The organism is Aestuarium zhoushanense, assembly GCF_056431045.1.
This window is the reverse complement of record NZ_JBWKMA010000022.1, coordinates 333,333-345,751: the sequence shown is the minus strand read 5'-3', so window position 1 is coordinate 345,751 and position 12,419 is coordinate 333,333. Positions and strand designations below refer to the sequence as shown.

The following is a 12,419-nucleotide window of genomic DNA, read 5'->3' as shown; positions in this document are numbered from 1 at the left end:
CCATGAAAACTGAATTCACAGAAGAACAGCTCGCCATTCCAGCCATCGCGCGGTCCAACGAAATCCTGCGGTCCTGCGTCCACTGCGGGTTCTGCACGGCGACCTGTCCGACCTATCAAATCCTTGGCGACGAAATGGATAGCCCTCGTGGGCGCATCTACCTGATCAAGGATATGCTGGAAAACAACCGCCCTGCAGACGCGGAAACGGTCAAACACATCGACCGTTGTTTGGGGTGTCTGGCCTGCATGACCACTTGCCCGTCGGGTGTGCATTACGCGCATCTCTTGGACCACGCCCGCAGCCATATTGAGGCGACGTATAAGCGCCCGCTCTTTGATCGGGTGCTGCGCTGGACGCTGGCGCGGATCATTCCCTATCCGTCGCGGTTCCGCCTCGCGCTGCGTGCGGCCCGTATCGGTCGCATCCTCGGCCCGCTTATGCCTGATCCGCGTCTACGCGCCATGCTCGCGCTGGCCCCAGACCGCATCGTGCCACCCGCCGATCATGACCGCCCGCAGACCCACGCGGCCCAAGGCGCGGCTCGGAAACGTGTGGCACTTATGACAGGCTGTGCGCAAAAGGCGCTCGATTCAGAGATCAACGCCGCCACCATCCGCCTTCTGACCCGCCTCGGCGTCGAAGTGGTCATTCCAGAGGGCGAAGGTTGCTGCGGTGCCATCGTCCACCACATGGGCCGCGAGTCTGAGAGCCATAGCTTTGCCCGTCAGAACATCCAGACATGGGCGCGTGAGATGGATGGCAAAGGGCTCGATGCGATCATCATCAACACCTCGGGCTGCGGCACAACGGTCAAGGACTACGGCCATACCTTCCGCAACACCGATCTGGCCGAAGATGCCGCGCGTGTGTCAGGCATCTGCCGCGACATCACCGAATTCCTCGCCACGCTGGACCTGCCCGAGCAGCCCAAACAAAACATGCGCGTGACCTACCACGCGGCCTGTTCGCTCCAGCACGGCCAAAAGGTCAAAGACGCGCCAAAGGCGCTCTTGACCCGCGCAGGGTTCGACGTCGCAACGCCCAAGGATTCCCACCTTTGCTGTGGGTCTGCAGGCACCTACAACCTCTTGCAGCCCGAGATCGCGAATGAACTCAAGGCTCGCAAGCTGGCTACGATCAATGACACCAAACCCGACGTCATCGTGGCAGGCAACATCGGCTGCATGACCCAGATCGGGTCAGGCGCAAACGTGCCCGTGTTCCACACGGTTCAATTGCTCGACTGGGCTTACGGCGGACCAAAGCCAGAGTAGGGGACTACTCTGGCCTTTTTGCCCGTTTACCCGCGTCCGATGAACGGCATCGCGGTCGCCATGATGGTCATGAACTGAACGTTCGTCTCGAGCGGTAGGCCCGCCATATACATCACGCTCGTCGCGACTTGAGCCACGTCCATCGTCGGCTCGACCTTGATCGACCCATCCGCCTGCGCAATGCCCTTGGTCATCGGCGCGGCCATTTCGGTCAGCGCATTGCCGATGTCGATCTGCCCACAAGCAATGTTGAACTGCCGCCCATCAAGGCTCAGCGTCTTTGTCAGCCCCGTCACCGCGTGTTTCGACATGGTGTAGGGCACCGATCCCACCCGTGGCGCATGGGCCGAGATCGACCCGTTGTTGATGATCCGTCCGCCCTGCGGCGACTGGTGCCGCATCATCCCATAGGCTGCGCGGGCGCACAGGAACATGCCCGTGATATTGATGTTCGACAGGTTGAGCCAATCCTCGACCTTAATCTCGTCGATATGCGCCGCAGGAACGCCGACGCCTGCATTGTTGAACAACACATCAAGCCGCCCCCAAGTGTCGCGCAGCGTCGCAAAGCCCGCATCGACCTCGCTCGGCACGGTCACGTCAAACGGCAGGACGAGCGCGTTCTCATGCCCCTGCGCCGTCTCGGTCAGCGTTTCCGCGCGGCGACCGACCAGAGCCACACGCCAGCCGTTTTCTAGGAAATGACGTGCCGTGGCCCGTCCGATGCCGCTCCCGGCACCTGTGATCATGATTGTTTTCATCGTGTTATCGCCCAAGTCAGCCCCCATTACACCGTCAGCAACACTGCGCCCGTTACACCGCCTGCTTCAATCGCGGCATGAGCCTCTGCGGCCTGCGCCAATGGGAATCGACGCCAGACGTTCGGCTTGATCACACCGCGCTCTGCTGCATCGAACACGGCCTTTGCCCGCATGCGATATTCGGCCTCGTCGACCGCGTGGTTCGCAATGGTCGGGCGGGTGATGAACAGCGATCCCTTGGTGTTCAGTGTCGACATTTCGACCGCAGCAGGCGCGCCAGAGGACGCCCCCATCGACACCATCAACCCACGCGGGGCGAGGCAGTCAATAGACGTGTCAAACGTCGCACGCCCCACGCCGTCATAAACCACCTGAACCTTCGCGCCCTTGGTAAAGGTGCTCACCTCTTCAACGATGTTATCCGTGCCCCAGATCAGCACGAGGTCACAGCCCGCGGCCTTTGCCGTCTCAACGCTATGCGCACCAGACACAACGCCAATCACCGTCGCGCCGATTTCCTTGGCCAATGCGGTCAGGATCTGACCCACGCCGCCCGCAGCTCCGTAAACGAGGATCGTATCGCCCGCTTTGACCTCACCCGTGGCGGTCAGCAGATATTCCGCCGTGATCCCCTTGAATAAAATCGCCGCCGCGTCCTCAAAACTCAGCGCCTCGGGGATTTTTACGGCCCGCGCCGCAGGAATATTGCGGGCAGAAGCATAGGCCCCAACAGGCCCCAGAATATAGGCGATCCGATCCCCGACGCTGTAGCCCGTGACACCTTCGCCAATCGCCACAACGCGTCCAGCGCCCTCAAGGCCGAGCCCATTAGGAACCGCAAACGGCACTGTGCCCTTGCGCTGCATCACGTCGAGATAGTTGATCCCAATCGCCTCATGTTCGATCCGCAACTCCCCCGCTGCGGGGGCCACTGGCTCTACCTGAACGGCGTGCAAAACCTCGGGCGCACCGGTTGTCTCCAACCTGATCACTGTATCCATCGTCGGGCTCCTCCTCCCTGTCTTTCGGAAACGCTAGTGACCGTTTGAACGGTTCACAATCATTTCCCTGAGGGAACTGGCGCAGCCCGCCACGATTGCCAGCGATTTCCAAAAATTGGTTCAGATAGGGCGCCCCATCCACCGCTTTCGCACGACATTCCGCCCATGGGCCCCTTGGCTATGCGGTTGGCGGTATCTCCCCCCTTGCAAAACGGACCTTTCCCCTACATAGACAGGCGCTGAACCCCACATAGGCTGCCTTTTCCATGACCGACCTGTCCCACATCCGGAACTTCTCGATCGTTGCTCACATTGACCACGGTAAATCCACGCTTGCGGACCGTCTGATCCAGTCGACGCAAACCGTTGCTGACCGCGATATGAAGGCGCAGCTTCTCGACAGCATGGACATCGAACGCGAACGCGGCATCACCATTAAGGCGAACACCGTCCGCATCGATTACCTCGCTGACAATGGTGAGAAATACGTTCTCAACCTGATCGACACTCCCGGACACGTCGACTTTGCCTATGAGGTATCCCGCTCTATGCGTGCGGTCGAAGGCTCGCTCTTGGTCGTGGACTCGACCCAAGGCGTTGAGGCACAGACCCTCGCCAACGTGTATCAGGCCATCGACGCGAACCATGAAATCGTGCCCGTCCTGAACAAGATCGACCTCCCCGCAGCAGACTGCGAACGCGTGGCGGAACAGATCGAAGACGTGATCGGCATCGACGCCTCTGAGGCGCTCCAAGTTTCTGCGAAATCTGGTATCGGCATCAAAGAAACGCTCGAAGCCATCGTCCACCGTCTGCCCGCCCCCAAAGGCGACCGCGATGCCCCGCTCAAGGCTATGCTCGTGGACTCCTGGTATGACAGCTACCTCGGAGTTGTGGTCCTCGTCCGCATCGTCGACGGCGTTCTGCGCAAGAACGACAAAGTCAAATTCATGTCCAACGGCACCGTCCACCACGTGGACCGCATCGGCGTCTTCAAACCCGCCATGCTCGCCGTTGATGAACTTGGACCGGGCGAGATTGGCTTCCTCACCGCATCGATCAAACAGGTGCGCGACACCCGCGTAGGCGACACCATCACCCACGACAAAAAGGGCGCAGAGACACCGCTTCCGGGCTTTAAGCCGTCGATCCCTGTGGTCTTCTGTGGCCTCTTCCCCGTCGACTCCTCCGAATTCGAGGACATGCGCGACGCGATCGAAAAACTCGCCCTCAACGACGCTTCCTTCTCCTACGAGATGGAATCCTCTGCCGCCCTCGGCTTTGGCTTCCGCTGTGGCTTCCTCGGCCTTCTCCACCTCGAAGTGATCCGTGACCGCATTGAGCGCGAATATAACATCGACCTGATCACCACCGCGCCCTCCGTGGTCTATCACCTGCACATGAAATCGGGCGAAGTGCGCGACCTGCACAACCCCGCCGACATGCCCGACCAGACCCTCATCGACCACATCGAAGAACCCCGCATCAAAGCGACCATCCTCGTGCCCGATGAATACCTCGGTGACGTGCTCAAACTCTGTCAGGACCGCCGCGGCATCCAGCTGAACCTCACCTACGCAGGTTCCCGCGCGATGACCGAATACGACCTGCCCCTGAACGAGGTCGTCTTTGACTTCTACGACCGCCTGAAATCCGTGACCAAGGGCTATGCCTCCTTCGACTACCACCTTGTCGGCTACCGCGAGGATAACCTCGTCAAAATGTCGATCCTCGTGAACGAAGAACCCGTGGACGCGCTCTCCATGCTGGTCCACCGTGACCGTGCCGAAACCCGTGGCCGCGCCATGTGTGAAAAGCTCAAGGACCTGATCCCGCGTCACATGTTCAAAATCCCGATCCAAGCGGCCATCGGCGCCAAGGTGATCGCCCGCGAAACCCTCTCCGCCATGCGCAAAGACGTGACGGCCAAGTGTTACGGCGGCGACGCCACCCGTAAACGCAAACTTCTGGATAAACAGAAGGCGGGTAAGAAGAAGATGCGTCAGTTCGGCAAAGTCGAAATCCCGCAGGAAGCCTTCATCTCTGCGTTGAAAATGGATGATTGATCAACGCGCTAAGGTGTAGTTACATGAAAGCCGCTCCGGTTCGGGGCGGCTTTTTTGTTGGGAATTCTTGATATGACTACACACAGCGACAAACCCGTTGCGCATCTAATAGATGCTGATTTCTACTCATTTCGACAAAGTAAAGCTCATAAATTAATTAACAACGTTAGCTCAGATAATTTTATGAGCGGTAGAAATACATGGTTCGAGTATCAGTTTAAGGATCCAGTCTATATTTCAAGAATAGAATTGGAATTTAGTAATTATGATTCTTGGAATGATGTCATTTTTGAACTTCAATATGTTGATGGTTCACCTAAGGAGGAGAAGTGTAAGTTTAATTCAAATCCGTTAGTTCTTTCTCCAAAGAGGCTTGTGAGTAAAATATCATTCAAGCCAGAAGCAAAAAATTTTTCTAAGCCAACTTTAAATAGTTTGAGAGTTTATGGGTTTACAGGTGAGGAATTTAAAAAATTCGAGGGATTTGTCGCGGACTATGATCGTCGAATGTCGGAGTTGCTGGAGAAAGAGCAACTCAAAACGGAATTGGAAAGTGGAGTTAAGAGTCGTCAGGAGAGGATTGAGCAGCTAAACAGAGAAATTGGACAATCAAAGGCGGAACTTGCAAAAATTTCGTCTGATATTGAAGCTTCGAAAAACAATTTTTCAGAGCGGCAAGATGATTTGGCGTCAATTAAGACGGCAATCTCTGGAGATAGAAAAATTCAAGCATCGCTATTAAAGGAAATTAAAGATGCGCAAAAAGAGTTAAATGAGTTAAAGGAAGAGTTGAGGATTTTTCCGAGCGAAATTTCAGGTTTTGTTCGTGAAGGTAATAGGAATATTTTCTGGTATGTTATTCTCTCGATTCCTTTCGTCATTATTCTTTCGATCATTCTTCGCTCCCTGTTTTCTAGTGCTATTGATTTAACTCAGTTGTGGAAATCTGAGGATGTTGATGTTTGGGTTATATTTTTGACCCGACTTCCCTTCGTAATTGTTGCAATCACACTAATTGAGGCATGTGGATATATTATAGGTCGGCTATTCTTTGAAATTGTTCGAATCAATAGACAACGACTTGAATTTTCAAAACTTAGCATCATTGCAAAAGATGTTACGACTGCAGCTGCCTCAAAATCTGAGATAGATGATACTGCTCAGTTTGAAGCAGAAACAGAGTTGCGGATGAACCTACTAAGAGAACATATGAAAAGTTACAATGAGGGTGATTTCTCATATCAAGGAAGTGCGCTAACAGGGGCAATTGTAGCAGTTGCTGCTAAAATTGTCGGGGATCGTAGTTCGCCTACTTGATCAACGAGAATTACGTTTCTCACCTCTTCCGCGTCCGCAACTCCTGCTCGCGCATCAGCATCTCGATCTGGTGGTCATAAGCCGCCCACATCACGCGGCGGCGTTTGGCGTCGATGTCTCGTTCGTGGTCGGTGATGTCTTTGCCCATCAGCCGCTCCATCGCGCGGAGTTGGTAGAACGGCACGACCCCCGCGACGAGACGGCGGTGTTTGGTGATCCAGACGTGGGTGCCCATGCGGTCGATCCATTCGACATAGGCATTGGCGCGGGTGCGGAACGTGGTGAGCGACACTTTTTTGAACTGAGGCAACGGGTCGAGGTGCATTTGGGGCAAAACCTTCCATGAGGAATTCAAAATACGTCCTGTTTTGCGGAAAATCGGACTCTTTACGGGGTTTTGGCCCAGTAACGGACCGTGACGGTGCACGGTTAATACGTCCTGTATTTGCCTCAAACAGGTGCGATTAGGTTTACCAAAACGCTCCTAATGTCCCGTTACACCACCGTGCGGAGGGGGTGGGGCCACTAGATGTAGGGATTGATGCAGATCAACGCGAGCGTGTGTTAATATAAGTTAATCTCAATATATTGGCATTTGTTGACAGGAGGCATCCATGCTTCGCCTTGCATCTATTCTCTATTCGTTGATCGGCACCACCCTCGCGGGTTCGCTCGTTGTTGCAGCACTTACAATGGGTTACGACACGCTGAACCCCATCCTCATCGCGGCTGGCGTGGGCTTTGTCGCCGCTCTGCCCGTGACATGGGTGGTCGCAAAAGCGATCCAAAACGCATAAATCTCGACGGAAATCAGTGGCATCGGCGTTTACCTATAAAGGAGATGCCAATGCCCACAGTTTATCTCTTTATTATCAGCGCCTTATCGGCCGCCGCCGTCTATTCGTCCTCAATATTCTAGGTTGAGGAACGTCCTGACCGCCAGTTCAAATTCCCGCGGCTTTTCCGCATGCAGCCAATGCCCCGTTCCAGGGATTTTAGCGAAATGCGCGTTGGGGAATAACTCTTTGATTTTGTTTCTGTATTCGGGCAAGACATAGGTCGAATTTGCGCCCGACAGGAACAGCGTTTCGCCCTCAAATCGCTTGCCCGTGACGTCTGGAAAGCCCAAAATCGCAGGCATATTCGCCTCAAGCGCATCCAGATTGAGCTTCCAACGTTTCTCTTTTAAATCAAGGGATTGCAGGAAAAACGCTTGCAGCCCTTCGTCCAAATGCGACAACTGAGCCACCGCATCTTGCCGCTTTTCCACAATACTTAGATCAACAGCCCGCATCGCATCAATATTTTGTGTCTGCGTATGGCTATACGCAATCGGCGCTATATCTGCGACAATCAGCCTGTTAACCTTTTCAGGGTAATTCAAAGCCACCATCATCGCCGCCTTGCCACCCATCGAGTGACCGAGGATATTCCATTTGTTTTCAATGACTTCCGCGATGTCATCTGCCAGTTCGGGGTAGGTGTGGCTGTCGTTCCAAGGGCTGCTGCCGTGGTTGCGCATATCGACCGCAACGACCTCACGTTCGTCCGAAAGACGTTTTGCGATCACGCCCCAGTTGCGGCCTGACCCGAAAAGTCCGTGTGCTATCAAGAGGTTCGGTTTGTCGGTCGGTTCGCCGTGGCGGATCGTGTTCAGCATAATCTTTCCCCAATTTGGCACAGGTATATCGACCGATAGGGCAAAGAAAAAGGGCCGCGACATGCATCGCGACCCCTTTGATCATGTAGCTCTGGTTGACCTTAGAGGGTCGGGTAGAGCGGGAACTTTTCGCACAGGGCTTCGACTTCGGCTTTGACCTTAGCTTCGACTTCTGCGTTGCCGTCAGCGCCGTTTGCAGCCAGACCGTCAACAACCTCGACGATCCAGTCAGCGATTTGACGGAACTCTGCTTCTTTGAAGCCGCGGGTGGTACCAGCGGGCGACCCCAGACGAACGCCGGAAGTTACGGTCGGTTTTTCAGGGTCAAACGGGATACCGTTTTTGTTGCAGGTGATGTTTGCGCGACCCAGAGCGGCTTCGGTTTCGTTGCCTTTTACGCCTTTGGGGCGCAGGTCAACGAGCATCAGGTGGCTGTCAGTGCCGCCAGTTACGATGTCGAGGCCACCTTTCATCAGCTGGTCAGCGAGCGCCTGAGCGTTTGCAACAACCTGCTTCTGATACTCTTTGAATTCGGGGCGCAGTGCTTCACCGAAGGCAACCGCTTTACCAGCGATGACGTGCATCAGCGGGCCACCCTGAATACCCGGGAAGATCGCCGAGTTCAGTTTCTTTGCGATGGCTTCGTCGTTGGTGACGATCATGCCGCCGCGCGGACCACGGAGGGTCTTGTGGGTGGTGGTGGTTGCAACGTGTGCATGCGGGAACGGCGACGGGTAGAGGCCAGCAGCCACGAGACCCGCAAAGTGTGCCATGTCGACGAGGAGGTATGCGCCAACGCTGTCTGCGATTTCGCGCATTTTAGCGAAGTCGATGATGCGCGGGATAGCCGAGCCACCTGCGATGATCATCTTCGGCTGGTGTTCGGTGGCAAGAGCTTGGATCTGGTCGTAGTCGATCTGGCTGTCTTGCTGGCGAACGCCGTATTGGATCGCGTTGAACCATTTGCCCGACTGGTTCGGCTTTGCGCCGTGGGTCAGGTGGCCGCCAGCGTCGAGCGACATGCCGAGGATGGTGTCACCCGGCTGGAGGAGAGCTTGGAACACGCCTTGGTTCGCTTGCGAACCAGAGTTCGGCTGAACGTTTGCGAATTCACAGTTGAACAGCTGTTTTGCGCGTTCGATCGCGAGGGTTTCAGCGATGTCTACGTATTCGCAGCCGCCGTAGTAACGCTTACCAGCATAACCTTCGGCGTATTTGTTGGTCATGACAGAGCCTTGGGCTTCCATCACAGCTTTGGATACGATGTTTTCCGAAGCGATCAGTTCGATCTCGTGGCGCTGACGGCCCAATTCAGAGCGGATCGCAGCAAATAGATCGGGGTCACGGGTTTCAAGGCTTTCGGTGAAAAAACCAGCGTCGGTGGCAGTCATACGCACGTCCTCAGAGTAGGAGTTTTGATTGTGTGTTGTTTAGGGGTTCTAGCGGCGCGGGGAAAGTCGCGAAAACGTCATAATCATCATGAAAGCGAAGCAAAGGCGGGAAAGGGGGCCATGATCGGGGATATTTTCGCGCATAGGCAACTTTGGCGGTGCAGGGCGACGGTTCCTTTGCTACCCATTGATCATTGACCGGAGGGGACAATGACGAAAATTGCCTTTGTTGCCAGTGATGCACCCACCGCCCAGAATGCTCTGGAGCGTCTTTTGGCGCGTTATAAATCGGTGCCCGTCGAAGAGGCTGAGGTCATCGTCGCCTTGGGCGGGGATGGGTTCATGTTGCAGACCTTGCACGGGACCGAACATCTGGACCTGCCTGTTTACGGGATGAACCGTGGCACGGTCGGCTTTTTGATGAACGAATATCACGAGGACGATCTGTTGTTCCGTCTCGCCGCGGCAGAGGAAGAGCAGTTCAACCCGCTTTCCATGACGGCAGAGACCAATGATGGCAAAGTGCATCATGCGCTAGCGATTAACGAGGTGTCGCTCTTGCGCGAGGGGCCTCAGGCGGCGCGTTTGCGGATCACTGTCGATGGAAAGCTGCGGATGGCTGAACTGGTCTGTGATGGTGCGCTGCTTGCCACGCCTGCGGGATCCACGGCCTATAACTATTCCGCCCACGGTCCGATTTTGCCGATTGGTGCGGATGTGCTGGCATTGACCGCTGTGGCTGCGTTCCGTCCACGGCGGTGGCGCGGGGCGTTGTTGCCGAAATCGGCAGAGGTTCAGTTCGATGTGATCGACCCTAAAAAGCGTCCCGTGATGGCGGACGCGGATGGGCGGTCGGTGCGGGATGTTGCACGCGTTCGGATTAAGACGGCGACGGATGTGGTGCACCGCATCATGTTCGACCCGGGCCACGGGTTAGAGGAACGTCTGATCCAAGAACAGTTCGTATAGAATAAGAAAAGGCGGCAGGATGATCCTACCGCCTTTGTCTGTTGGTGTGTCGGTCGATTACGACTTGGCATAGCCCATCGGGATCAGAGCCGCGCGGATTTCATCCAAGATCGCAGGATCGTCGATGGTCGCAGGCATCTTGAACTCTTCGCCGTCCGCGATTTTCACCATGGTAGCGCGCAGGATTTTGCCCGAGCGGGTTTTCGGCAGGCGATCCACCACGGTTGCGAGTTTGAACGCAGCCACTGGGCCGATCTGGTCACGGACCAGTTTGACGACTTCTTTGATGATCTCATCGTGCGGGCGGTTGCAGCCCGAGTTGAGGCAGAGGAAGCCCATCGGAAGCTGACCCTTGAGGTCGTCACCAACACCGATCACGGCGCATTCGGCCACGTCAGGGTGCGAGGCGAGCACTTGTTCCATCGCGCCAGTCGATAGGCGGTGGCCTGCCACGTTGATCACGTCATCGGTGCGAGCCATGATGTAGAGGTAGCCGTCCTCGTCCTTCATGCCTGCGTCACCGGTTTCATAGTAACCGGGGAAGGTGTTCAGGTAGGACTTGCGGAAACGTTCTTCGGCGTTCCACAGGGTCGGCAGCGTACCCGGAGGCAGCGGGAGTTTCACCGCAATCGCGCCGAGCTCTCCGTCTGGGACAGGGTGGCCAGCATCGTCGAGGATCTGCACGTCGTAACCCGGCATCGGAACGGTCGGGGAGCCGATCTTAACAGGGAGCGCTTCGATCCCTGCGGGGTTGCCCGCGATGGTCCAGCCCGTTTCGGTCTGCCACCAGTGGTCATAGACAGGCACGCCCAGCACGTTTTGCGCCCAGACGATGGTGTCAGGGTCAGCGCGTTCCCCAGCGAGGTACAGCGCACGCAGGCATGAGGTGTCGTATTTCTTAATGAACTCGCCTTTCGGGTCTTCGCGTTTGATCGCGCGGAACGCGGTCGGTGCGGTAAAGAACGAACGGACGTTGTGTTCTTGGATCACGCGCCAGAAGGTGCCAGCGTCGGGGGTGCCAACGGGTTTGCCTTCAAAGACGATGGTGGTGTTGCCGTGCACCAGCGGACCGTAGGTGATGTAAGAGTGACCCACGACCCAACCCACGTCCGATGCAGCCCAGAACACATCACCCGGATCGACGTTATAGATGTTCTTCATCGTCCAGTTCAGCGCGACCAGATGGCCTGCGGTCGGACGAACGACGCCTTTTGGCTCACCCGTGGTGCCCGAGGTGTAGAGGATGTAGGCGGGGTGGTTGCCCTCAACAGGGACACATTCCGCAGGCTCAACACCGAATTGGAAGCCGTGCCAGTTAAAGTCTCGACCTGGGATCAGTTCTGCGACTTCTTGTTCGCGCTGGAAAATAACGCAGAAGTCGGGCTTGTGAGTGGCTTGTTCGATGGCACCGTCGAGGAGCGGTTTGTAGTGCACCACGCGGTTTGGTTCCAGACCGCAGGATGCTGCGATGATCGCTTTGGGTTTCGCGTCGTCGATCCGAACAGCCAGTTCGTGCGCCGCAAATCCACCGAACACGACCGAGTGGATCGCGCCAATACGGGCGCAGGCCAGCATCGCCTCAAGCGCTTCGGGGATCATCGGCATGTAGATGATGACGCGGTCGCCTTTTTCGATGCCTTTGGCACGGAGCGCACCAGCAAGCGATGCCACACGATTGCGCAGTTCGACGTAAGAGATCGACCGTTTGGTGTGAGTGATCGGGCTATCGTAAATGATCGCAGCCTGTTCACCACGGCCTGCCTCTACGTGGCGGTCAACGGCGTTGTAGCAGGTGTTGACCTTTGCATCCGAGAACCATTCGTAAATCGGAGCGTTGTCGTCAAACAGTGCCTTGGTCGGAGCCTCGACCCAGTCGATTGCCTTGGCCTGTTCCATCCAGAACCCTTCGGGATCAGATTTCCAGCTGTCGTATACGTCTTTGTAGGTCATAAGAGCTCCTCCTCTTGCTTGGGTAAT

Annotated in this window: 11 protein-coding genes; 5 read left to right on the top strand and 6 right to left on the bottom strand. The window is 56.1% G+C overall.

The features are described 5' to 3' along the window. Nucleotides 1-2: 2 nt before the first annotated feature. The gene (glcF, locus tag AC07ED_RS09145) at nucleotides 3-1,277 is read left to right on the top strand and encodes a glycolate oxidase subunit GlcF (RefSeq protein ID WP_105235515.1); all 1,275 of its coding nucleotides are present in this window, start codon (nucleotides 3-5) and stop codon (nucleotides 1,275-1,277) included. Between the two features lie 26 nt (nucleotides 1,278-1,303). Here the strand turns inward: glcF and AC07ED_RS09140 are convergent, their stop codons facing one another. Together AC07ED_RS09140 and AC07ED_RS09135 are read right to left on the bottom strand one after the other, a co-directional pair. Further along, nucleotides 1,304-2,038 carry an SDR family oxidoreductase gene (locus tag AC07ED_RS09140; RefSeq protein WP_105236374.1) on the bottom strand — a complete coding sequence of 245 codons (735 nt, stop codon included), beginning with the start codon at nucleotides 2,036-2,038 and terminating at the stop codon, nucleotides 1,304-1,306. A 26-nt stretch (nucleotides 2,039-2,064) separates the two neighbouring features. Next, nucleotides 2,065-3,039, bottom strand: coding sequence for a quinone oxidoreductase family protein (locus AC07ED_RS09135; RefSeq protein WP_105235514.1), 975 nt, complete (start codon nucleotides 3,037-3,039; stop codon nucleotides 2,065-2,067). Between the two features lie 266 nt (nucleotides 3,040-3,305). Here AC07ED_RS09135 and lepA point away from each other — a divergent pair, with 266 nt between their 5' ends. Both lepA and AC07ED_RS09125 read left to right on the top strand, forming a co-directional pair. Then, complete coding sequence (gene lepA / locus AC07ED_RS09130; protein ID WP_067549575.1) at nucleotides 3,306-5,105, top strand: translation elongation factor 4; 1,800 nt, start codon at nucleotides 3,306-3,308, stop codon at nucleotides 5,103-5,105. Nucleotides 5,106-5,177: 72 nt separating this feature from the next. After that, nucleotides 5,178-6,422 (top strand): hypothetical protein, encoded by a 1,245-nt coding sequence (locus AC07ED_RS09125; protein WP_105235513.1) that lies wholly within the window; start codon nucleotides 5,178-5,180, stop codon nucleotides 6,420-6,422. A 19-nt stretch (nucleotides 6,423-6,441) separates the two neighbouring features. Here AC07ED_RS09125 and AC07ED_RS09120 read toward each other — a convergent pair whose 3' ends face one another. Further along, nucleotides 6,442-6,747 (bottom strand): hypothetical protein, encoded by a 306-nt coding sequence (locus AC07ED_RS09120; RefSeq protein WP_105235512.1) that lies wholly within the window; start codon nucleotides 6,745-6,747, stop codon nucleotides 6,442-6,444. 289 nt (nucleotides 6,748-7,036) lie between these two features. On the opposite strand from AC07ED_RS09120, the gene AC07ED_RS09115 reads away from it, so the two are divergent. Continuing rightward, entirely contained in the window at nucleotides 7,037-7,219 is a 183-nt protein-coding gene (locus AC07ED_RS09115; protein ID WP_105235511.1) for a CTP synthetase, read from the top strand. A gap of 110 nt (nucleotides 7,220-7,329) precedes the next feature. Here AC07ED_RS09115 and AC07ED_RS09110 read toward each other — a convergent pair whose 3' ends face one another. After that, nucleotides 7,330-8,082, bottom strand: coding sequence for an alpha/beta fold hydrolase (locus AC07ED_RS09110; protein WP_105236373.1), 753 nt, complete (start codon nucleotides 8,080-8,082; stop codon nucleotides 7,330-7,332). A gap of 101 nt (nucleotides 8,083-8,183) precedes the next feature. After that, nucleotides 8,184-9,473 (bottom strand): serine hydroxymethyltransferase, encoded by a 1,290-nt coding sequence (gene glyA / locus AC07ED_RS09105; protein WP_105235510.1) that lies wholly within the window; start codon nucleotides 9,471-9,473, stop codon nucleotides 8,184-8,186. A gap of 210 nt (nucleotides 9,474-9,683) precedes the next feature. On the opposite strand from glyA, the gene AC07ED_RS09100 reads away from it, so the two are divergent. Next, nucleotides 9,684-10,442 (top strand): NAD kinase, encoded by a 759-nt coding sequence (locus tag AC07ED_RS09100; RefSeq protein ID WP_105235509.1) that lies wholly within the window; start codon nucleotides 9,684-9,686, stop codon nucleotides 10,440-10,442. Between the two features lie 57 nt (nucleotides 10,443-10,499). Here the strand turns inward: AC07ED_RS09100 and prpE are convergent, their stop codons facing one another. Beyond that, nucleotides 10,500-12,392, bottom strand: a complete 1,893-nt coding sequence (prpE, locus tag AC07ED_RS09095) for a propionate-CoA ligase PrpE (protein ID WP_105235508.1) — start codon at nucleotides 12,390-12,392, stop codon at nucleotides 10,500-10,502. Nucleotides 12,393-12,419 lie beyond the last annotated feature (27 nt).

Excerpts from the sequence above, each read along its gene's own strand:
- glcF (WP_105235515.1), top strand. The coding sequence starts at position 3 with ATGAAAACTGAATTCACAGAAGAACAGCTCGCCATTCCAGCCATCGCG.
- AC07ED_RS09140 (WP_105236374.1), bottom strand. The coding sequence starts at position 2,038 with ATGAAAACAATCATGATCACAGGTGCCGGGAGCGGCATCGGACGGGCC.
- AC07ED_RS09135 (WP_105235514.1), bottom strand. The coding sequence starts at position 3,039 with ATGGATACAGTGATCAGGTTGGAGACAACCGGTGCGCCCGAGGTTTTG.
- lepA (WP_067549575.1), top strand. The coding sequence starts at position 3,306 with ATGACCGACCTGTCCCACATCCGGAACTTCTCGATCGTTGCTCACATT.
- AC07ED_RS09125 (WP_105235513.1), top strand. The coding sequence starts at position 5,178 with ATGACTACACACAGCGACAAACCCGTTGCGCATCTAATAGATGCTGAT.
- AC07ED_RS09120 (WP_105235512.1), bottom strand. The coding sequence starts at position 6,747 with ATGCACCTCGACCCGTTGCCTCAGTTCAAAAAAGTGTCGCTCACCACG.
- AC07ED_RS09115 (WP_105235511.1), top strand. The coding sequence starts at position 7,037 with ATGCTTCGCCTTGCATCTATTCTCTATTCGTTGATCGGCACCACCCTC.
- AC07ED_RS09110 (WP_105236373.1), bottom strand. The coding sequence starts at position 8,082 with ATGCTGAACACGATCCGCCACGGCGAACCGACCGACAAACCGAACCTC.
- glyA (WP_105235510.1), bottom strand. The coding sequence starts at position 9,473 with ATGACTGCCACCGACGCTGGTTTTTTCACCGAAAGCCTTGAAACCCGT.
- AC07ED_RS09100 (WP_105235509.1), top strand. The coding sequence starts at position 9,684 with ATGACGAAAATTGCCTTTGTTGCCAGTGATGCACCCACCGCCCAGAAT.
- prpE (WP_105235508.1), bottom strand. The coding sequence starts at position 12,392 with ATGACCTACAAAGACGTATACGACAGCTGGAAATCTGATCCCGAAGGG.